This window comes from Klebsiella sp. w6 (assembly GCF_033100215.1).
In the GTDB taxonomy this organism is placed as follows: Bacteria; Pseudomonadota; Gammaproteobacteria; order Enterobacterales; family Enterobacteriaceae; genus Klebsiella; species Klebsiella variicola.
The window spans coordinates 3610495-3631252 of record NZ_CP136907.1 but is presented as its reverse complement, the minus strand read 5'-3'; the positions used below and the strand labels follow the sequence as shown (position 1 = coordinate 3631252).

The window sequence follows — 20758 nt, the reverse complement described above, 5'->3', positions numbered from 1 at the left end:
AGGCGCCCTTTTAAGGCTTCAGGCGCTCTGGGAAAGGTGGCTGTCTATCTTGTTCATGATGGCGTCGGCGCGCTTGACCGCATCGCTGATATTGACGCGCACGATAGTTTTCCCGGCAAAACGCTCTTCGAATTTGATGCCGATATCTTTGGTCAGAATGACCATATCGGCGGCGGCAATCTCCTCCGCCGTCAGTTCGTTTTCAATGCCAATGGAACCCTGCGTTTCAACCTTGACCTGCCAGCCTTTGGCTTTGGCGGCGCTTTCCAGCGATTCAGCGGCCATGTAGGTGTGAGCCACGCCCGACGGGCATGCGGTGACAGCGATAATGTGGGTCATAATCTGTTCCTTCCAGTCTGTTAGTTAATTTCGAAATCAAGGTCTAGTTCATCGTCAGCGGCGACGTCAGTGGGTTTCTTTTTGGCGAAGGCTTTCAGCAGGATGACGCAGGCAGCGCTGACGCAGGCGCCGACCAGCAGCGCGGCAACAAAGCCGAGCTTGCCCTGGACCACCGGCAGCACGATGAGCCCGCCCCAGCCGGCGTAACACTGGGCGCCCATCAGCGCGGCGGTGACGCAGCCGCTGGCGGCGCCAATCATATTGGCCGGAATGACGCGCAGCGGATCCGCGGCGGCAAAGGGAATCGCCCCTTCGGTCACGCCGACACAGCCCATCACCAGCGCGGCTTTGCCGGTTTCCCGCTCTTCGGCGGTGAAATATTTGCGGCCAATCAGCGTCGCCAGCCCCATGCCCAGCGGCGGTACGGCGATACCGACGGCAGCGATAGCCACCACGCTGTAGACGCCCTGCGAAACGCAAATCAGCATGAAGGCGTAGGCTACTTTGTTCACCGGGCCGCCCATATCAAAGGCCAGCATCAGACCCATAATGATGGCCAGCACCACGATGCTGCCCTCGCGTATCCCCTGCAGCCAGCCGGTCAGGTTAGCGGTCAGCGCGCCAACCGGCTCGCCAAGCCCCCACATCATGATCCCGGCGGTGATAAAGGTGCCGACGATGGGAATGATGAAAATCGGCATCACCGAGCGCAGAACTTTATGTACGGGGATTTTTTTCAGGTAATAGACCACCAGGCCGCCAATCATGCCGGCGATCAGCGCGCCGAAGAAACCGGCGCCAAAGCTGTTGCCCACCCAGGCGCCGATGGCGCAGGGGGCCAGCGCGGCGCGGTCAGAAATGGAGTAGCCGATGTAGGCGGCGAGAAAGGGCACCATCAGCGTCAGCCCGGCGACGCCGATATCAAAAAGTTTCTTCAGATTAGGGTCGGTGGCGGCATCGGGTACCGCGCCTTTGCCATACAACATGAAGGAGACCGCCAGCAGGATCCCGCCGGAGACCACGAAGGGGATCATATGTGACACGCCGGTCATCAGATGCTGGCGGGTATTTTTTAGTATTTGCACCAGTTCGTTCATTGCTTGCTCCTGAGCGCTGTAGGGCCCGTGACAGTTATGGATGGCTCAACATTAGAAAAAGGGCGTCGCATAAAACAGTAGAGAAAAAGTGCATTTACTGGATATTTGTAAGGTGAGAAAAGAATTGCGATCCACCTCAAATCTTAGTGATGACAGGAGAGATGAGCGCTAACAGGGTGGAATTGTGATGGCGGGCATAAAAAAATATTGTGTGTACAATAGTCCAGTAATTGCCAGTTTTATCACCTAGTCCCTGGGGCCGTCTTTTATTACTTTTTGAGGAAATAATGGATTGCTCTGGAGGAAGGCGATGGCTCTGGTCATTGAATTTACATGTGATTTGCCCAACGGCGTGCATGCGCGTCCGGCCAGTCTGGTCGAAACGCTGTGTAACCGTTTTTCATCAGCGGTTGAGTGGCGGAACTTGCGCCGCGAGACCGGCGGAAATGCCAAGAGCGCGCTGGCGATTATCGGCAGCAATACCCTGAAGGGCGACGCCTGCCAGCTGCTTATCAGCGGCGAAGATGAAGCTGAAGCATTCGCCGCGTTAACGGCTTTTATGCGCGATGAATTTCCCCACTGTGACGCGCCGCTGCCCGCAGCGCCAACGCTGGATGTCCAGCCGGTGCCAGAGTCGCTTTCGCGGCTGAACCCGACGCTGTTTCATGCCCACCCGGTGTGCGCCGGCAGCGCGGGAGGGACGCTGGTTCATCTCAAATCACGCGATCTGCACGAGCTGGGTGAACTGCCCGTCGCCGCCAGTCCCGAACAGGAGCAGGCGGCGCTGGATAATGGCCTGCGCCTGCTGGTGAAAGATATCGAGCTGCGGCTGCTGGACAATGACGGCACCGCCAGCGCGATCCTGGAAGCTCACCGTTCGCTGGCGACGGATGCCTCGCTGCGCCAGCACCTGCTTGGCGGTATTCTCACCGGGTTGAGCTGCGCCCAGGCGATTGTCGCCACCGGCGACCACTTCTGCGCCCAGTTCCGCGACTCCGGCAACAGCTATCTGCAGGAGCGGGTACTGGATGTACGCGACGTTTGCTTCCAGCTGTTACAGCATATCTACGGCGAAGCCCGTTTCCCGGCGCCGGGCCAGTTGCGGGAAGCGGCCATTTGTCTTGCCGACGAGCTGACCCCCAGCCAGTTTCTGGAACTGGATAAAACGCATCTCAAAGGGCTGCTGCTGCGCAGCGGCGGCACCACCTCGCATACCGTGATTCTGGCACGCTCATTCAATATCCCTACTCTGGTAGGCGTGGATTTAGCCGCGCTGCTGCCGTGGGTGGATACGCAGGTGCAGATTGACGGCAACGCCGGGCTGCTGGTGGTGGATCCGAGTCCGGCGGTAGCGCGCTACTATCAGCAGGAGGCCTGGCTACAGGCGCAAATCCGGCAACAGCAGCAGGTATGGCTGGATAAAGCCGGGCAGACGCAAGACGGTATCCGCGTGGAGATCGCCGCCAATATCGCCCATTCGGTGGAAGCGGTGGCGGCATTCAACCAGGGCGCGCAGTCGGTAGGGTTGTTCCGCACTGAAATGCTGTATATGGATCGCCCGAGCGCGCCGTCGGAAGATGAGCTCTACAACATCTTCTGCCAGGCGCTGGAACCCGCTGCCGGGCGCAGCATTATCGTGCGGACTATGGATATCGGCGGTGATAAGCCGGTGGCCTATCTCAACATCCCTGCGGAAAACAATCCGTTCCTCGGCTACCGCGCGGTGCGCATCTATGAAGAGTATCAGGCGCTGTTTCACACTCAGCTACGGGCGATTTTACGCGCCTCGGCGCACGGCTCGCTGAAGATTATGATCCCGATGATTTCATCAATGGAAGAGATCCTGTGGGTGAAAGAGCGACTGGCGGAGGCCAAACAGTCGCTGCGCGCCGAGCAGATCCCGTTTGATGAAAAGATCCCGCTCGGCATCATGCTGGAAGTGCCGTCGGTGATGTTTATCATCGATCAGTGTTGTGAAGAGGTGGATTTCTTTAGCATCGGCAGCAACGACTTAACGCAGTATCTGCTGGCGGTCGATCGTGATAATGCGAAAGTGACACGCCATTATAACAGCCTGAATCCCGCCTTCCTGCGCGCGCTGGACTATGCGGTACAGGCGGTGCATCGGCAGGGGAAATGGATTGGTCTGTGCGGCGAACTGGGGGCCAAAGGATCGGTGCTTCCGCTGCTGGTAGGCCTCGGTTTAGATGAATTGAGCATGAGCGCGCCGGCGATCCCGGCGACCAAATCGCGCCTGGCCCAGCTGGACAGCCGCGCCTGCCGCCAGCTGCTGAATCAGGCCATGCAGTGCCGTACCTCACTGGAAGTGGAGCATCTGCTGGCCCAGTTCCGCATGCGTCAGCAGGATGTGCCGCTGGTGAGCGCCGAGTGCATTACGCTCAATAGCGACTGGCGCAGCAAGGAGGAGGTGCTGAAAGGGATGACGGATAACCTGCTGCTGGCCGGACGCTGCCGCTATCCGCGAAAGCTGGAGGCTGACCTGTGGGCCCGCGAGGCGGTGTTCTCCACCGGTCTGGGCTTTAGCTTCGCCATTCCGCACAGTAAATCCGAGCATATCGAGCAGTCGACCATCAGCGTCGCGCGGCTGGCGCAGCCGGTGATATGGGGCGATGAAGAGGCGCAGTTTGTGATTATGCTGACGCTGAACAAGCACTCGGCGGGCGATCAGCATATGCGAATCTTCTCGCGGCTGGCGCGGCGCATTATGCACGCGGAGTTCCGTCAATCTCTGGTCTCCGCGGAGAGCAGCGAGGATATTGCCGACCTGCTGCGCCGCGAGCTGGAACTGTGATCTGCACACCGGCCAGCACCGCTGGCCGGTGTGCGCTTTACAAATCCAGCACCAGGCGGCCGCCTTTGGCGCGCGAGCAGCAGATCAGCATACTCTGCTGGCTGGCTTTCTCTTCCTCGCTGTAATACTGATCGCGGTGGTCCGCTTCCCCTTCCAGAATCATCGTTTCGCAGGTGCCGCACACCCCTTCGCGGCACAGGCATTCCACCTTCGCCGCTTTGTTATTCTCAATAACCTGCAAAATGGTCATGTCCTGCGGTACGGTAAATTCGCGTCCGGAACGCGCCAGCACCAGGGTAAACGCCTCTCCGCCTTTATCCTCAACGATAAACTGCTCAAAGTGCAGCTGACTGGCGGGCACCTGATGGCGTTCGGCGGCGGCTTTCACCGCCTCGTTAAGCGCCGCCGGGCCGCAGGTATACACGTGGGTTCCGGGCTCGAGGTCGGCGAACAGGCGCGGCAGGTCGAGACGGCTGCCGAGCGCTGATACATGAACATTGACCCGATCTCGCCACGGCGCGGCGCTGAGCGCATCGACGAAAGCATTATTGTCGGCGTCGTGGAAACAGTAGTGCAGCTGCCAGTCGGCCTGCTGTTGTTCCAGTTCCGGAATATGCGACAAGAATGGCGTAATGCCGATACCGCCGGCGATCAGCAGATGTTTTCGCGCCTGTGGTTCGATGGCGAACAGGTTGTTGGGCGTTGACACCGTCAGGGTATCGCCCGGGCGCACCTGCTGGTGCATAAAGCGCGAGCCGCCTTTGGAAGGCGACTCAAGACGCACCGCAATCTGCCAGCTGGTGGTATCCAGCGGCGAGCTCATCAGCGAATAGGCGTTACTGTAGCGCTGCTCGCCATCCTGCATCTGGACGATAATATGGCTGCCGCCGCTGAATCCCGGCAGCGGGGCGCCGGTCGGCGACACTAGCGTAAAACGCTTCACCTGGGCGGTGATCTGTTCAACATCGCGAACGATCGCCTCAAACATTTGATAATCAGACATCGCTGAACTCCATCAAAAATCCCGGCGTGGCCAGCGCCGCCGCCGGGAGAGGACATTTACAACCCCTGGCAGAGATACTTCATCTCCAGGTAATCTTCGATTCCGTGTTCCGACCCTTCGCGGCCAAGGCCGGACTGCTTCACTCCGCCAAATGGCGCGACTTCGTTGGAAATCAGCCCGGTATTGATGCCGACCATCCCGTATTCCAGCTGCTCGGAGACGCGCCAGATACGGGCGGCATCGTTGCTGTAAAAATAGGAGGCGAGGCCGTAGATAGTGTCATTTGCCTGTTCGATGACCTGCTGCTCATCGTCAAATTTCACCAGTGCGGCCACCGGGCCGAAAATCTCTTCCTGCAGCAGCAGTGACCCCGGCTGTACGTCGCCGATCACCGTAGGGGTGAAGAAATTACCGCCCAGTGGGTGCGCTTTACCGCCGGTTAACAACGTTGCGCCGCGGGTCAGGGCGTCGTCGAGCAGGGACTGGACTTTGCGCCCGGCGTCGGCGTTGATCAGCGGGCCAATCTGTACATCGGACTCGCTGCCATCGCCAACTTTCAGGGCGGCGACGCGGGCCACGAACTTATCGCAGAATTGGTCGTAGATGGCGCGATGAACATAGAAGCGGTTGACGCAGACGCAGGTTTGCCCGGCGTTGCGGAACTTGGCGATCAGCGCTCCCTCGACCGCTTTATCGATATCGGCATCGTCAAAGACGATAAACGGCGCGTTACCGCCGAGCTCTAAAGAGAGCTTTTTGATGGATTCCGCGCACTGGCGCATCAGTACGCGGCCAACTTCGGTCGAGCCGGTAAAGGAGAGTTTACGCACCCGCTCATCGCCGGTGAACACCGCGCCAATTTCGCGCGACTGGCCGGTAACGACGTTAATGACGCCCTGCGGGATCCCGGCCTGATTCGCCAGTTCCGCCATCGCCAGCGCGGTAAACGGCGTTTCGTTAGCCGGCTTAATCACCATCGTGCAGCCAGCGGCCAGCGCCGGGCCGGCCTTACGGGTGATCATCGCCGCCGGGAAGTTCCACGGGGTGATCGCCGCGCAGACGCCCACGCCCTGGCGGATCACCATCAGGCGTTTATCGGCGCCAGGGGAGGGGATTATTTCGCCGTTGGTGCGTTTGCCCTGTTCGGCAAACCACTCGATAAACGAGGCGGCATAGGCGATTTCGCCTTCGGCCTCCGCCAGCGGCTTGCCCTGCTCGGCGGTCATGATCTGCGCCAGCGCGGTTTTGTTTTCGAGGATCAGGCGGTGCCAGTTTTTCAATAGCGTGGCGCGCTGAGCGGCGGTTAATGCGCGCCAGGCCGGCAGCGCGGCCGCGGCGGCATCCACGGCCTGCTGCGCTTCCGCCCGACCCATATTAGGGATCTGGCCGAGCGCCGCGCCGGTGGAAGGATTGCTGACGGCAAGCGTCGTGCCGTCGGCGGCGTCGCGCCAGCTTCCGGCAATCAGCGCCTGCTGGCGAAACAGATCTGAGTGAAACACGGACATAGCAAACTCCTTCAACGATTACGGCTGGAACACCTGGGCCACCAGATTGTGGAAATGGGCGATACCGTGCTCGGAGATACCGCTGCCGCTGTTATCCGCCATAATGCGCCCCTGGCCGCGATAGCCGCGGGACTTCAGCCCCTTCTGCACGCTTTCCACCAGGCGTAAATCTTCCGGGCGGAACACGTCGCGATACCACTCAATCAGCGCTTTCTGATCGTCAGTCAGCTCTTCGTTGGTGAAATAGATGTCGTAATTCTGCAGAGTGGTCTCTTCATCCACCGGGAATTCATAGATCACGGTCATCATGCCCTTGATCGGCGTCACGTTGAACATGGTGCACGGCCACAGCCAGAAACCGTGGAACGCGGCGTCGGTACCTTCTTCGAATTTAAACGACTGCTCGGACGGCTTGGCGAAGCCATACTGCAGCGTCCATTTGCCGTGCATGGTGTGCCAGTAACGGTCAACCTGTACGGAATCCGAGAAGCCCGGGTGCGCCGGGCCGCAGTGGTAACATTCCAGATAGTTATCGACGATATTTTTCCAGTTCGCCGGGGTGAGAGTGGTAAAGCGCGCCGCCAGTTTCAGATCATGCACGTCCGGGCAGGCTTCCAGCACTTTGTCCTGCAGGCCCGGCAGCTGCGTTTCCACGCTCTCCGCTTGCGGGTTCATATTGATAAACACAAAGCCGGCATACTCTTCCAGGCGAACCGGCACCAGCGTTGCCTTTTCGCTATCGAAATTCGCCACGTTTTCGCAGTTGCGGGCGTGGGCGAGATTGCCGTCAAGCTTGAAGGCCCAGGCGTGATAGGGGCAGGTAATCACGTTTTTGGCTTTACCTTCACCGCTCAGCAGCTGGTGGCCGCGGTGCGGGCAGACGTTATAGAAAGCGCGCAGAATGTTGTCGCGGCCGCGGACGATAACGATATTTTCGCCAATGATCTCCCGGGTGATGTAGTCGTTCGGCCGGGCGACCTCGCTGCCGTGGGCGACGCAAATCCAGCTATTGGCGAAGATGCGCTCTTTCTCGTGCTCAAACGCCTGGCTGTCGGTATAAAAACGGGCCGGAATGGTCCAGGCATCCTGCGGATTGGCGCAAAAGTTAATCGGCAGAGTAAAGTCAGGGCTCAAATTGCTCATGTAAGGTCACCTTGTGATTATTGTCAGTAAGAGGTTTTACAGCGACTGGCCGTCGCCTTTGAGTACCGTGCCAACCGGTAGCGTCTCGGCTTTAATCATTGGCTCGGGCGTATGGGTTTCTATCTGATTGACCGGCACGTGGGCGTAGTCCTGTTTTAGCCAGCGCACGAAGCCGCCGGTTTTAATCAGTAAAATGGCCAGGAATGGTAGGGCGGTCAGCACCACGGTGGTTTTCATGGTCTCAAGCGAAGCGCCGGTAAACAGAATCGATAGCGGGATGAGGGTGATCACCACGCACCAGAACAGGCGCATGCCGCGATCCGGATCGTCGCCTTCGCGCAGGTTGCGGGTGCTGGTCGCTGCCATGGTGTAGGCCACCGCATCCATGTGCGAGGCGAGGAAAACAATCATCACAAACAGATAGGCGGCGAGGAACAGCTTACCTGCCGGCAGCGACATCAGGACCTGCTGGACGGCGGTTTCGCCGCCGAGAGTCTGCATCACCTGCGGTACGTTAATCACGCCGTTAACGAACTGGTGCATGGCGTAGCTTTCCATCACCCCAAAGAAGAACCAGCAGCCGGCGGTGCTACCAAGGAGCAGTCCCCATATCACCTCTTTGATTTTGCGCCCGCGGGAGACGCGGGTGACGAACATCGCCACGCCCGGAGTATAGGAGATCCACCACAGCCAGTAGAAGACGGTCCAGTTGCGGGTAAAGGCGCCGTCGCCGAGGGGATCGGTAAACAGACTCATCTGCAGGAAGTTCTGAGTCGTCAGGCCGACGGCGTTAATGATGTTATTGGTGATGAATTCGGTCGGACCAACCAGTAATACCACCAACGGCAGCAGAAACGCCCCCCAGCCGACCATTTTGCTCAGGCGCTGCAGGCCGTTGTTGATGCCAATCCACGAACTCATGCAGAAAATACCGCCGGAGAGCAGGATCACAAACGCCTGCACGGTGAAGTTATCCGGCAGCCCGGTCAGCGCTGACAGGCCGCGGGTGAAGGTGGCGGCAGTGACCACCAGCGAAATGGTTAACGCGCCGACGGTAGCGATCAGGAACATCAGGTCGACCAGACGGCCCCAGAAGCCCTGCGGACTCACTCCGGTGATCGCTGAAATGATCCCGGAGAGGCTGAGGCCTTTATTTTTCCGCACGTGGAAGTGATAGGCCATGATCAGCGAAGCGAGAGTGTAGGTCGCCCAGGCGCTAACCCCCCAGTGGAAGAAAGAATAAGGGATGCTGTATTCCAGCGCTTTCGGCGAGTGCGGAGCAATGTTCAGGCCCGGGGTCTGGTAATAATAAGCCCATTCGGCAACGCCCCAGTACAGCGTGGAGGAGCCGAGCCCGGCGCAGATAAACATAAACAGCCATGAGAGGGTACTGTATTCGACTTTGCCTTCGCCGAGACGGATATTGCCGTATTTGCTGGTGGCCAGATAGAGCACCAGTCCCAGCGCCAGCAGCACCAGTACCTGTACCGTGGAACCCAGCAGCCGGGTCACGCCGTTAAAAATCGAATCAGCCGCCTGCACGGTTTGGTGGGGGAAGAGACTTAATGTAGCGGCGATGAAAACAATGGCCGCCAGGCTGATGGCAATCAGCGGCACATCTTTTTTCTTTACGTTGCTCAACATGGGTGATCTCCTGGGCATGATTGCCCGTCGGTGGCTTTAGCCTGTCGTTGTTATCACGCTGTAGGGTCAAGGTTCGTAGCAAAAGCTATTAACAATCGGATTATTTCTTCGTTACATGAATTAAACAATTGGCCGTTTCGTGAAGCAATAAAACACGGAACGGAAATAATAAAAGGTGAATTGGCGCAGGTTCTGTCCTTTCAGGAATTAATAAAGTTCACCGCTGTGATGCGGTCCACTTGTCAATCGTGGGGGATTCTGCATAGCGAAAAGAGAGGGAAGTTGGAGGACCAGGCGCGCGGGTTTTCCCGGGTAGCGGCTGCGCCTTACCCGGGCTACGGTCCGTGCGGCCTGCCTTTAATGTATTCAGCATTGTTGCTGAAACTGCCAGTGTTGGCGGCCTCAACATCGCTGAGACGTTCCCGGCAGGTCGGGGCAGCCCGCAGGGATGCGGGCTGAGGGCCGTGTTTTTACATTATCGTGCCTTTTGTAGCCCCGGTAAGCGCAGCGCCACCGGGGAGCGGCGGGGTAATTACGCCAAAATGGCTTTGCAGATAGCGTCGCTGACCTGTTGCGTTGACGCGCTGCCTTTCATATCCGGGGTTTTCGGCCCGCTGGCAATCACCTGCTCAATCGCCGCCAGGATGCCGTTGTGCGCGGCGTGATAGCGCTCATCGCCGTTGCCGAGGAAATCGAGCATCATCGCCCCGGCCCATATGGTGGCGATCGGGTTGGCGATATTTTTACCGTAGATATCCGGCGCGGAGCCGTGAACCGGCTCGAACAGCGACGGGAAGGTGCGCTCCGGATTGAGATTGGCCGACGGTGCAATACCGATAGTGCCGGTACAGGCCGGGCCGAGATCGGAGAGAATATCGCCGAACAGGTTGGAGCCGACCACCACGTCAAAACGCTCCGGCTGCAGCACGAAGCGGGCGCACAGGATATCGATATGCTGCTTGTCCCAGCGAATATCCGGATAGTTTTTGGCCATCTCTTCCACCCGCTCATCCCAGTAGGGCATGCTGATCGCCAGACCGTTGGATTTGGTTGCGGAGGTTAGCGTTTTGCGTGGGCGGCTTTGCGCCAGTTCGAAGGCGTAGCGCAGGATCCGGTCCACGCCGCGGCGGGTAAAGACCGACTCCTGAATCACCACTTCATGCTCGGTGCCTTCATTGGCGCGCCCGCCGAGGGCGGAATATTCGCCTTCGGTATTTTCGCGCACCACGTAAAAATCGATATCGCCGGCCTTTTTACCCGCCAGCGGGCAGGGGACGCCGGGGAACAGACGCACCGGACGCAGGTTGACGTATTGGTCAAACTCACGGCGGAACTTCAGCAGCGACCCCCACAGCGAAATGTGGTCGGGAACGGTATCCGGCCAGCCGACGGCGCCGAAGTAGATGGCATCGAAGCCCTGCAGCTGCTCGCGCCAGTCGTCCGGCATCATCTTGCCGTGATGGGCATAATATTCGCAGCTTGCCCACTCCATCTGCTCGAAGCTCAATGACAGATCCCAACGCTGTGCGGCGGCTTGCAGCACACGAATCCCTTCAGGCAGAACTTCTTTGCCAATTCCGTCACCCGGGATGGCGGCAATACGATAGGTTTTTTTCATTCCGGTTCTCACTTTTTAGCGATGATGTTTGACCACCTGCCTATCCTATAATTGACTGGTTCATAATTAATCACGCTAACTGGTGAAACATAAAACACAGATCATGAATAATCTGCCGCTGCTAAATGATTTACGCGTCTTTATGCTGGTCGCTCGCCGGGCCGGGTTCGCCGCCGCCGCCGAAGAGCTTGGCGTATCACCGGCGTTCGTCAGCAAGCGGGTTTCGCTGCTGGAGCAAACCCTGAATGTGGTGTTGCTGCACCGGACCACCCGCCGGGTCACCATTACCGAGGAGGGGGAGCGGATCTACGAATGGGCGCAGCGCATTTTGCAGGATGTCGATGAGATGATGGACGAGCTTTCCGACGTACGCCAGGTGCCGCAGGGAACGCTGCGTATTATCAGTAGCTTCGGCTTTGGTCGCCGGGTGGTGGCCCCGGCGCTGTCGGCGCTGGCCCTTCAGTACCCGCAGCTGGAACTGCGTTTCGATGTCCAGGACCGGCTGGTGGATTTAGTCAATGAAGGGGTGGATCTCGATATTCGCGTGGGCGATGATATCGCGCCGAATCTGATTGCCCGCCAGCTGGCGGCCAACCACCGCGTGCTCTGCGCCTCGCCGCAATTCCTTGCCCGCCATCCACCGCCGAAACAGCTGAGCGATCTGGCCGCCTTACCCTGCCTGGTGATTAAAGAACGCGATCATCCGTTTGGCATCTGGCAGTTGCACAGCAAAGAGGGCCAGCATGCGATCAAGGTGACCGGGCCGCTGTCGTCCAACCATGGTGAAATTGTGCATCAGTGGTGTCTGGACGGGCAGGGGATTGCGTTACGTTCATGGTGGGACGTCCGGGAGAATATCGCCAGCGGCCATCTGGTGCATGTGCTGCCGGAATTCTTTCAGCCTGCCAACGTCTGGGCAGTCTATGTCTCCCGGCTGGCGACGTCGGCTAAAATTCGCACCACCGTGGAGTTTCTGCGCCACTACTTTCAGCAGCACTATCCGCAGCATGAGCCGACGGCCAGCGCCGTCGGCAGAGGCGATTAAACCCCAAGGCGGTCGCGCAGGCTGTAGTAGGCGGCGCCCATGGCGGTAAAAGGAATGCGCAGGCTGCGGCCGCCCGGGAACGGGTAGTGCGGCAGTCTGGCGAAGGCGTCGAAACGCTCGGCGTCGCCGCGCAGCAGCTCTGAAATCAAGCGTCCGGCAAGGTGGGTACAGGTCACGCCGTGGCCGCTGTAGCCCTGCATGTAGTAAATATTGTTATCGAGACGCCCGAACTGCGGCATCCGCGACAGGGTCAGCAGGAAGTTGCCGGTCCAGCGGTAGTCAATTTTCACCCCCTGCAGCTGCGGGAAGGTTTTCAGCAGCTTCGGCATAATCAGCCGCTCCACGTCGTCCGGATCGCGCGCGCCGTAGACCACGCCGCCGCCGTACAGCAGACGGTTGTCGCCGGTCAGACGGTAGTAGTCCAGCAGGTAGTTACAATCTTCCACACAGTAGTTTTTCGGGATCAGCGAGCGGGCGACCTCTTCCGACAGCGGAGCGGTAGTGACCACCTGGGTGCCACACGGCATGCTGCGTTTCGCCAGCTCCGGCTCAAGCTTGTCGCCGAGATAGGCGTTACCGGCGACGATCACGTAGCGCGCGGTGACCTGGCCGCGCGCGGTGCTGACCACCGCCGGGCTGCTGTGCTGGATGCGGGTGACCGGCGACTGCTCATACACCCGGCCGCCGTTCAGGCGAATGGCGTCCGCTTCACCGATGGCGAGGTTCAGCGGGTGAATATGGCCGCCGCTGTGGTCAAGCAGGGCGCCGACGTAGCGGTCGCTGTCCACTTCGCGACGAATGGCCTCTCTGTCCAGCAGCTCCAGTTGGGTGTTGCCGTAGCGCTCCCAGTTGGCTTTCTGCTCTTCCAGGGTTTCCAGCTGTTTATGGTTCATCGCCACGAACAGGCCGCCCGGGCGGTAATCGCACTGGATCTGGTAGCGCTGGATGCGCTCGCGAATAATATCGCCGCCTTCGAACATCATGCTGCCGAGCATTTTGGCCGCATCCGGGCCGTAGTTCTTTTCAATGACGTCGATATCGCGGCTATAGGAGTTGACCAGCTGACCGCCGTTACGGCCGCTGGCGCCGAAGCCGATGCGCGCCCCTTCCAGCACCACCACGTCGTAGCCCATTTCGGCCAGATGCAGAGCTGAGGAGAGGCCGGTGTAGCCGCCGCCGACGACGCAGACGTCACAGTTGATGGATCCCTCCAGCGTCGGGAACGGTTCATACTTATTGGCGCTGGCGGCGTAGTAGCTAGTGGTATGTTCAGTCATGATCAAGACTCCAGGGCAATCCAGATGGTTTTCAGTTCGGTGAATTTTTCCAGCGCGTGCAGCGATTTATCGCGCCCGTTGCCGCTCTGCTTGTAGCCGCCGAACGGAACGGTCATATCACCATCGTTATAGTTGTTGACGAAGACCGAGCCAGCCTTCAGGCGACGGCTCATGCGGTGGGCGCGTGACAGATCGCGGGTCCACACGGCGGCGCCGAGACCGTAGTCACTGTCATTGGCAAGCTGCAGCGCCTCTTCTTCGCTTTTGAAGCGCGTGACCACCAGTACCGGGCCGAAGATCTCTTCCCGGCTGAGGGTCGATGCCGGGTCGACGTCAACGAAAATGGTCGGGCCGACGGCGGCAGGCCACGGATTTTTCCGTCCGTCGAGGAACAGCGTGCTTTTGGCTTCGCCACCGCGGATAAAACTGTGCACGTTGTCGGCATGGGCGTTATCAATCAACATGCCCATGGTGGTGTCCGGATCGAGCGGGTTACCCGGCTGCCAGTGTTGCGCCTGCGCTTTCAGCAATGTCAGAAATTCGTCGGCGATGCTCTCCTCCAGCAGCAGGCGGGTGCCTGCGATACACACCTGGCCCTGGTTATAGAAGATGCCGCCGGCGGTGGCGTTGACCGCTTTTTGCAGATCCGGGCAGTCGGCGAAAACGATGTTGGCGCTCTTGCCGCCCGCTTCCAGCCATACGCGCTTCATATTGCTGTCGCCGGCGTCTTTCAGCAGCTGCTTGCCGGTGCGGGTGGAGCCGGTAAAGGTAATGACTTCAACATCAGGATGCAGGGCCAGCGCCTGCCCGGCCTCGTGACCAAAGCCGCTGACCACGTTCAACACGCCGTCCGGCAGGCCGGCCTCTTTCGCCAGCCCGGCCAGACGCAGGGCGGTGAGCGGCGATTTTTCTGAGGGTTTGAGGATCACGCTGTTGCCCGCCGCCAGCGCTGGACCGAGTTTCCAGCAGGCCAGCAGTAGCGGGAAGTTCCACGGCACCACCGCGGCAATCACGCCAATTGGTTCACGAACGATCATCGCCAGCTCGTTGCCGCCAGTGGGCGCGACTTCGCCATAGACTTTATCCAGCGCCTCGGCGTACCAGCGAATGGCGCGGGCGGCGCCGGGAATATCATCGCGCAGGCTGTGGCGGATCGGTTTGCCGGTATCCAGCGTTTCCAACAGCGCCAGCTCTTCACAATGGGTTTCCATCAGGTCAGCAAAGCGAGTGAGAACCGCTTTACGCCGGGCCGGAGAGGCCTGCGACCAGTCGCCGTTATCAAAAGCCTGGCGCGCGGCCTTCACCGCCCGTTCGACGTCGGCTTTTTTACCGCGGGCGACCTGCGCTAATGTCTGCTGCGCGGCAGGGTCGATAGTTTCAAAGGTGGTATTATCGGCCGCGGCGCAATATTCGCCGTTAATAAATAAGCGCGTTTCAATGGCCAGGTTTTTCGCTTTTTCCTGCCAGTAAGCCAGGTGCTGAAAATTCATCATGACTCCTTAAAAACATTATCGGCACATTAATCAGTTCGGCGTTTTCAGGCTGCACGGGGGCACTGCGCCGGGCGCAGGGCATAATGTATCCCCGGAGTTGAATACCGTTTTATTCCCCTGAATGGCGACAGGTTGTTTACAACCCGAATTATTCAGGAGCGAGTCGCCATTCACTGGCGTTAATTATTTCGGGGCCAACAGGAAATAATATTCCGTACGGCGCAGGCGTAATTACTACGATTTCTTCGCCGCGACGAAAATAGATTTTCCGCCGCGACAGGCCTGAAGAAAGCCTGAACCTCGTTCAGGCTAAATAATCAGAATGTGGTGGGGGTGTGGGCACTGATGATGCGGCAGATGCCTGCCGAGGTGTTGCTGAAGCTGTGCGGGATGCCGGTATTAATGGCATAGCTCTGTCCAGCCACCAGGTGATACGACTGACCGTTAATGGTCAGCACGATCTCACCTTCCAGTATGGTGCCTATCTCCTCACCCTGATGCTTAATTCTCTCCCCGGTCGTGGTTCCAGGCTGGTAAGTTTCAAAAATCATCGCCAGCGTACGGTTCGGATTTCCGTTATGAACCAGCTTCATGGAAACGCCCTGACTTCCCATCTCAATCAGGTCATCCTGATTAATGACCACCTGGGGTTCGTCCGGCTTTTCGGGTTCAGAAAAGAATTCCGAGAGCGACAGCCCATAGACTTTCAGCAGCTTTTGCAGCGTACTGATGGCAGGACTGACTTTGTCCTGCTCTATGGTGCTGATGGCACTATGTGTCAACCCAGACAGTTCGGCGGCACGACGCTGTGAGAGACCCAGCTGTTGGCGGATCTCTGACAGACGTTTCCCTGGCGCCAGTCCGTCATCGCTCATATTTGCATTTCCTTAACGGTAGTGGTCAGCGCCGCCGCTTTTCAGCATGATGGCCCTGACAGGCGGTGATAAAACCATCAAACAACATACGCGACAGGGCGTATTCGCTACTGTTCCATTCAGGATGCCACTGTACGCCCAACGCGAAAGGATGATCGTTCACGCTGACCGCTTCCACCAGTCCATCCGGCGCTCGCGCCTCCACGCGCAGCTGCGGACTCAGGGTTTTTGCCCCTTGCCCATGTAGCGAGTTTACCCAAAACGTGTTGCAGCCCGGTATCAATTGCGACAGCAATCCTCCTTCCTGAACCTCAACCTGATGGGACGGCGCATACTGCTGCTCGACGGGCAGTTCAGGATCTTCACGATGTTCAAGGAGCTCAGGCTGCTCGAACAGACGACGATACAGAGTCCCGCCGGTGGCGACAACCAGTTCCTGCAGTCCACGACAGATGGCGAAAATGGGGATGCGCCTTTCGAGCGCGGCGTTAATCAGCGCCATGCTCAGAAGATCACGCCCGGGGTCGGCGTCAGGCTCATCGCCGTTTTCACCATAAAGGTGCGGCTGCACATTACTGGGGCTGCCTGGCAGGTAAATCCCGTCCAGTTTATCGACTAACGCGTTCAGCAGCTCCGGCTCCGCCAGCGCATGCGGCAGGGCGATCGGCAGTCCGCCGTGGTTAACAATGGCATTCAGGTACTTTTCTTGCAGAGTCTGGGTCTGGTGACCCTTAAGCCTGTTTCTACACATCACGACGCCAATAACTGGCTTGTACATTATATTTTCCATGATCGCCCTCACAAAGTGGACTAAATTATGACCGCTATAGCGGGTTTAACGGCCATATCGTTCAATATTTTCTCAATCTAGCAGTGGAAATAGCCCTTTGCAAACTTAATTTAACATTTGACAAACAATTTATTTGCATACACAGTCGATGGGGTGGACATTATATTTAACGGTCTGAGCACAGGACCGAAACCCAACCAACGGCGGTGAATCATGGAAACCAATATCGTAGAAGTTGAGAACTTTGTTCAGCAGACGGAAGAGAGACGGGTCAGCGCGTTCGCGAAAGAAGTGAAGCGCTACCTCGAAACCTACCCCGATACCCAGTATGTCGATGTCCTCCTTACCGACCTGAACGGCTGCTTCCGCGGCAAGCGCATTCCGGTTGCCGGCCTGAGCAAACTGGAGAAAGGCTGTTATTTCCCGGCCTCGGTGTTTGCAATGGATATTCTTGGCAATGTGGTGGAAGAGGCCGGCCTGGGTCAGGATATGGGCGAACCGGATCGCAGCTGCATTCCGGTACCCGGCACCTTAACGCCTTCGGCGGCTGACCCACAATCGATAGCCCAGGTACAGCTGACCATGGTTGATGAAGATGGCGCTCCCTTTGACGTTGAGCCGCGGAACGTACTCAACCGCCTCTGGCAGCAGTTGCGCCAGCGCGGGCTGTTCCCCGTGGTAGCGGTAGAGCTGGAGTTCTATTTACTGGACCGCAAACGCGACGCCGAAGGCTACCTCCAGCCGCCGTGCGCGCCGGGCACCGACGATCGCAACACCCAAAGCCAGGTCTACTCCGTCGATAACCTGAACCACTTTGCCGACGTGCTTTATGACATCGACGAGCTGGCCAAACTGCAGCTGATCCCCGCCGACGGCGCGGTGGCGGAAGCCTCGCCGGGCCAGTTTGAAATCAACCTTCACCATACCGATAACGTGCTGGATGCCTGCGATGATGCGCTGGCGTTAAAACGTCTCGTGCGTTTAATGGCGGAGAAGCATAAGATGCACGCCACTTTTATGGCGAAGCCTTATGAAGAGCATGCGGGCAGCGGGATGCACATCCACATCAGCATGCTGAACAATAAAGGGGAAAACGTGCTGGTGGACGGCGACGGGGAAGACTCTGTGCTGCTCAAACGCGCGCTGGCCGGGATGATCGATCTGATGCCGGCCTCGATGGCGCTGCTGGCGCCGAACGTGAACTCGTATCGCCGCTTCCAGCCGGGGATGTACGTCCCGACGCAGGCTTCGTGGGGGCATAACAACCGCACCGTGGCCTTGCGTATTCCGTGCGGCGAGCGGCAGAACCACCGCGTGGAGTATCGCGTGGCGGGGGCGGACGCCAACCCGTATCTGGTGATGGCGGCGATTTTTGCCGGCATTCTGCACGGGCTGGATAACCCCCAGCTGCCTTTGCAGGAAGAGGTGGAAGGTAACGGTCTGGAACAAGAGGGCCTGCCGTTCCCGATCCGCCAGAGCGATGCGCTGTGGGAGTTTATGCAGAACGATCATCTGCGCGAGCGCCTCGGTGAGCGTTTCTGCCACGTTTTCCATGCCTGTAAGCATGATGAATTACTGCAGTTTGAGCGTCTTATCACAGAAACCGAAATTGAGTGGATGTTGAAAAACGCCTGATGGTCGCCCCGCGAGGGGCCCATGAGTTTGGTAATCAGTAGCATCATACGGCCTGAGCGGAGCCTGGTCGTCCTTTTTGCTGGGAGCCCAGCCATTTCCCGGATGTCGCGTTAAGGAGCGCAGGCGGCAACGGGGCTTCAGTTAACGACACAGTGTGTGACGAGGAAATGAGATGATGCAGATGTTCAAATATCCGCAGGGAGAGGGAGGCCGCTCAGGCCGCATGGAATGCCAGCCAGCTACCGCTTACCGGTCCGTCTTACCCTTTTATCTATGCCTTACCCCTTTGCTAAGCAGGTTTGTCACGCGGACGTTGGGCCCGCAAACTGTTAACAGCAAGGGGGGAATGGGCGATGGCTATTAATCTTCCTGCGCATAACGCCGCTCAGGCGGGCAGACCACGCCTGCGTAAATCCCTCAAACTCTGGCAAGTGGTGATGATGGGGCTGGCCTATCTGACGCCGATGACGGTGTTTGATACCTTCGGCATCGTCTCCGGCATCAGCAATGGCCACGTACCGGCGTCTTATCTGTTGGCGCTGGCCGGGGTGCTGTTCACCGCCATCAGCTACGGCAAACTGGTGCGTCAGTTCCCGGAAGCCGGTTCCGCCTATACCTACGCGCAAAAATCCATCAGTCCGCACGTCGGTTTTATGGTCGGCTGGTCGTCGCTGCTCGATTATCTGTTTCTGCCGATGATCAACGTCCTGCTGGCGAAGATCTATCTCTCGGCGCTGTTCCCGGAGGTGCCGCCATGGGTGTGGGTGGTCACCTTTGTCGCCATTCTGACCGCCGCGAACCTGAAAAGCGTTAACCTGGTGGCCAACTTCAACACCCTGTTCGTGCTCGTGCAGATTTCGATCATGGTGGTGTTTGTCATTCTGGTGGTGCAGGGGCTGCACAAAGGCGAGGGGGTGGGGACCGTCTGGTCGCTGCAGCCGTTTATCAGCCAGAATGCGCATCTGATCCCGATTATTACCGGCGCGACGATTGTCTGCTTCTCGTTTCTCGGCTTCGACGCGGTGACCACGCTGTCGGAAGAGACCCCTGACGCCGCACGGGTGATCCCGAAAGCGATTTTTCTTACTGCGATGTACGGCGGCATTATTTTCATCGTCGCGTCGTTCTTTATGCAGCTGTTCTTCCCGGATATTCATCGCTTTAAAGACCCCGATGCCGCGCTGCCGGAGATTGCGCTGTACGTGGGCGGCAAGCTGTTCCAGTCGATTTTCCTCTGCACCACCTTTGTTAACACCCTGGCATCGGGCCTGGCCTCGCATGCCAGCGTCTCCCGTCTGCTGTACGTGATGGGCCGCGACAACGTCTTCCCGGAGCGCATTTTTGGCTATGTGCATCCGAAATGGCGTACCCCGGCGCTGAACGTGATTATGGTGGGTATTGTCGCGCTGTCGGCGCTGTTCTTCGACCTGGTGACCGCCACGGCGTTGATCAACTTCGGCGCGCTGGTGGCGTTCACCTTCGTAAATCTGTCGGTGTTCAACCACTTCTGGCGGCGCAAGGGGTATAACAAAACCTGGAAGGATCGGCTGCACTATCTGCTGTTGCCGATGGTCGGCGCGTTGACGGTGGGCGTGCTGTGGATCAACCTCGAGGCCACCTCGCTAACGCTCGGCCTGGTGTGGGCGGCGCTTGGCCTGCTGTACCTGGCTTACCTGACCCGACGCTTCCGTAAACCGCCGCCGCAGTTCGATGCCACCAAAGCGGAGCAGGCCTGGGAGTCATAAACGTTTGATGCTGCGATTGAACCAAGGCAGGCCCACAGGCCTGCCTTGGTTTTTGGTTCGGTAAGGGACAGTACAGGACGGTAAAGAAATCAGCAGAAAACGGCGGGGAACGGAAGGTATTATTTCTTCTTTTTATGGACAGGTAACTGACTGGCGCGCCGCTCTTTGAGGTACGACACCAGGCTGTAGATGGCGACGCCCAGCAGCGCCACCGCGACGATAAAGAGAATAAGACCCGACATAGACCAACCTAATATTCTGTTTAGAAAGGGAAAAAGATACAGGGCTCTGTTTGAAGATAACATCGGGATATGTCTGAAAGATGACGCCTCATCGCGAGAATATCCGGCGGCGGGGTTGTGATAAAATATTTCCCGCAGGAATGTGACCGCCCGGGTTTCACCTGAAAGGATGTAACACTCCGTTAAGTGATTTTACAGAAGTGCGGCGTACAGCGGGTTACGCTGACCGCGAATAAGAACGATCTGAGAGTCAGTCATGTATAAGAAATCCCTCAGCCTGCTGGGCGTGGTGCTGGCGCTGTCTGCCTTTGCCAGCCAGGCTGAAAGTGAACGTCAGGCGAGCCGCGAGCAGATCGTGGAGCAGGTCCTCAAGCCGTGTGAAGGCAAAAAAGCGGGCGATAAGGTGGTGATCATCGATCGCCGCGGCGGCGAGCACGAGGCCATTTGTACCCTGACGGCGGTTCCGCTACCGGAGTAATGCCCGCCGCAAGGTGC

At 58.4% G+C, this 20758-nt stretch carries 17 protein-coding genes; 5 read left to right on the top strand and 12 right to left on the bottom strand.

All coding sequences use genetic code 11. From position 1 onward, the window contains the following. Window positions 1-18 precede the first annotated feature (18 nt). Together R0140_RS18025 and R0140_RS18020 are read right to left on the bottom strand one after the other, a co-directional pair. Window positions 19-339 carry a PTS fructose-like transporter subunit IIB gene (locus R0140_RS18025; protein WP_004179264.1) on the bottom strand — a complete coding sequence of 107 codons (321 nt, stop codon included), beginning with the start codon at window positions 337-339 and terminating at the stop codon, window positions 19-21. Window positions 340-359: 20 nt separating this feature from the next. Then, window positions 360-1436 carry a PTS fructose transporter subunit EIIC gene (locus R0140_RS18020; protein WP_317703873.1) on the bottom strand — a complete coding sequence of 359 codons (1077 nt, stop codon included), beginning with the start codon at window positions 1434-1436 and terminating at the stop codon, window positions 360-362. 310 nt (window positions 1437-1746) lie between these two features. Here R0140_RS18020 and ptsP point away from each other — a divergent pair, with 310 nt between their 5' ends. Then, a complete protein-coding gene (ptsP, locus tag R0140_RS18015) occupies window positions 1747-4248 on the top strand; it encodes a phosphoenolpyruvate--protein phosphotransferase (RefSeq protein WP_032753970.1) in 2502 nt (833 codons plus the stop codon). A gap of 37 nt (window positions 4249-4285) precedes the next feature. Here the strand turns inward: ptsP and R0140_RS18010 are convergent, their stop codons facing one another. The 5 genes from R0140_RS18010 to R0140_RS17990 all read right to left on the bottom strand — a co-directional run bounded on the left by R0140_RS18010 (window position 4286) and on the right by R0140_RS17990 (window position 11161). Next, entirely contained in the window at window positions 4286-5251 is a 966-nt protein-coding gene (locus R0140_RS18010; protein ID WP_032729906.1) for a PDR/VanB family oxidoreductase, read from the bottom strand. 56 nt (window positions 5252-5307) lie between these two features. Further along, entirely contained in the window at window positions 5308-6756 is a 1449-nt protein-coding gene (locus tag R0140_RS18005; protein WP_032753972.1) for an NAD-dependent succinate-semialdehyde dehydrogenase, read from the bottom strand. Window positions 6757-6774: 18 nt separating this feature from the next. Further along, entirely contained in the window at window positions 6775-7899 is a 1125-nt protein-coding gene (gene yeaW, locus R0140_RS18000) for a carnitine monooxygenase, oxygenase subunit YeaW (protein WP_008805921.1), read from the bottom strand. 36 nt (window positions 7900-7935) lie between these two features. After that, a complete protein-coding gene (locus R0140_RS17995; RefSeq protein WP_317703872.1) occupies window positions 7936-9543 on the bottom strand; it encodes a BCCT family transporter in 1608 nt (535 codons plus the stop codon). A gap of 532 nt (window positions 9544-10075) precedes the next feature. Further along, entirely contained in the window at window positions 10076-11161 is a 1086-nt protein-coding gene (locus R0140_RS17990) for a tartrate dehydrogenase (RefSeq protein WP_012542279.1), read from the bottom strand. Between the two features lie 82 nt (window positions 11162-11243). On the opposite strand from R0140_RS17990, the gene R0140_RS17985 reads away from it, so the two are divergent. Continuing rightward, window positions 11244-12206, top strand: a complete 963-nt coding sequence (locus R0140_RS17985) for a LysR substrate-binding domain-containing protein (protein WP_008805923.1) — start codon at window positions 11244-11246, stop codon at window positions 12204-12206. Here the strand turns inward: R0140_RS17985 and R0140_RS17980 are convergent. From R0140_RS17980 to puuD, 4 genes are all read right to left on the bottom strand, one after another. Further along, entirely contained in the window at window positions 12203-13483 is a 1281-nt protein-coding gene (locus R0140_RS17980) for an NAD(P)/FAD-dependent oxidoreductase (protein ID WP_317703871.1), read from the bottom strand. The genes R0140_RS17985 and R0140_RS17980 overlap by 4 nt on opposite strands. 2 nt (window positions 13484-13485) lie before the next feature. Then, window positions 13486-14973: an aldehyde dehydrogenase PuuC gene (gene puuC, locus R0140_RS17975; RefSeq protein WP_110184801.1), complete on the bottom strand. Its 1488-nt coding sequence runs from the start codon at window positions 14971-14973 to the stop codon at window positions 13486-13488. A 320-nt stretch (window positions 14974-15293) separates the two neighbouring features. Then, window positions 15294-15851 (bottom strand): HTH-type transcriptional regulator PuuR, encoded by a 558-nt coding sequence (puuR, locus tag R0140_RS17970; protein WP_002898590.1) that lies wholly within the window; start codon window positions 15849-15851, stop codon window positions 15294-15296. 25 nt (window positions 15852-15876) lie between these two features. Then, a complete protein-coding gene (gene puuD / locus R0140_RS17965; RefSeq protein WP_162494428.1) occupies window positions 15877-16629 on the bottom strand; it encodes a gamma-glutamyl-gamma-aminobutyrate hydrolase in 753 nt (250 codons plus the stop codon). Between the two features lie 225 nt (window positions 16630-16854). Here puuD and R0140_RS17960 point away from each other — a divergent pair, with 225 nt between their 5' ends. Both R0140_RS17960 and R0140_RS17955 read left to right on the top strand, forming a co-directional pair. After that, entirely contained in the window at window positions 16855-18276 is a 1422-nt protein-coding gene (locus R0140_RS17960) for a glutamine synthetase family protein (RefSeq protein WP_008805927.1), read from the top strand. A gap of 353 nt (window positions 18277-18629) precedes the next feature. After that, on the top strand, window positions 18630-20021 hold the full coding sequence (locus R0140_RS17955) for an APC family permease (protein ID WP_008805929.1): 1392 nt from the start codon (window positions 18630-18632) through the stop codon (window positions 20019-20021). 119 nt (window positions 20022-20140) lie between these two features. Here R0140_RS17955 and R0140_RS17950 read toward each other — a convergent pair whose 3' ends face one another. Further along, entirely contained in the window at window positions 20141-20263 is a 123-nt protein-coding gene (locus tag R0140_RS17950) for a small membrane protein (RefSeq protein WP_002898600.1), read from the bottom strand. A gap of 256 nt (window positions 20264-20519) precedes the next feature. Here R0140_RS17950 and R0140_RS17945 point away from each other — a divergent pair, with 256 nt between their 5' ends. Next, window positions 20520-20741, top strand: coding sequence for a hypothetical protein (locus R0140_RS17945; RefSeq protein ID WP_023297351.1), 222 nt, complete (start codon window positions 20520-20522; stop codon window positions 20739-20741). The last annotated feature ends 17 nt before the right edge of the window (window positions 20742-20758 follow it).

Bases quoted from the DNA above. Each gene is read 5' to 3' on its own strand.
- R0140_RS18025 (WP_004179264.1), bottom strand. From the start codon at position 339: ATGACCCACATTATCGCTGTCACCGCATGCCCGTCGGGCGTGGCTCAC.
- R0140_RS18020 (WP_317703873.1), bottom strand. From the start codon at position 1,436: ATGAACGAACTGGTGCAAATACTAAAAAATACCCGCCAGCATCTGATG.
- ptsP (WP_032753970.1), top strand. From the start codon at position 1,747: ATGGCTCTGGTCATTGAATTTACATGTGATTTGCCCAACGGCGTGCAT.
- R0140_RS18010 (WP_032729906.1), bottom strand. From the start codon at position 5,251: ATGTCTGATTATCAAATGTTTGAGGCGATCGTTCGCGATGTTGAACAG.
- R0140_RS18005 (WP_032753972.1), bottom strand. From the start codon at position 6,756: ATGTCCGTGTTTCACTCAGATCTGTTTCGCCAGCAGGCGCTGATTGCC.
- yeaW (WP_008805921.1), bottom strand. From the start codon at position 7,899: ATGAGCAATTTGAGCCCTGACTTTACTCTGCCGATTAACTTTTGCGCC.
- R0140_RS17995 (WP_317703872.1), bottom strand. From the start codon at position 9,543: ATGTTGAGCAACGTAAAGAAAAAAGATGTGCCGCTGATTGCCATCAGC.
- R0140_RS17990 (WP_012542279.1), bottom strand. From the start codon at position 11,161: ATGAAAAAAACCTATCGTATTGCCGCCATCCCGGGTGACGGAATTGGC.
- R0140_RS17980 (WP_317703871.1), bottom strand. From the start codon at position 13,483: ATGACTGAACATACCACTAGCTACTACGCCGCCAGCGCCAATAAGTAT.
- puuC (WP_110184801.1), bottom strand. From the start codon at position 14,973: ATGAATTTTCAGCACCTGGCTTACTGGCAGGAAAAAGCGAAAAACCTG.
- puuR (WP_002898590.1), bottom strand. From the start codon at position 15,851: ATGAGCGATGACGGACTGGCGCCAGGGAAACGTCTGTCAGAGATCCGC.
- puuD (WP_162494428.1), bottom strand. From the start codon at position 16,629: ATGTACAAGCCAGTTATTGGCGTCGTGATGTGTAGAAACAGGCTTAAG.
- R0140_RS17960 (WP_008805927.1), top strand. From the start codon at position 16,855: ATGGAAACCAATATCGTAGAAGTTGAGAACTTTGTTCAGCAGACGGAA.
- R0140_RS17955 (WP_008805929.1), top strand. From the start codon at position 18,630: ATGGCTATTAATCTTCCTGCGCATAACGCCGCTCAGGCGGGCAGACCA.
- R0140_RS17950 (WP_002898600.1), bottom strand. From the start codon at position 20,263: ATGTCGGGTCTTATTCTCTTTATCGTCGCGGTGGCGCTGCTGGGCGTC.
- R0140_RS17945 (WP_023297351.1), top strand. From the start codon at position 20,520: ATGTATAAGAAATCCCTCAGCCTGCTGGGCGTGGTGCTGGCGCTGTCT.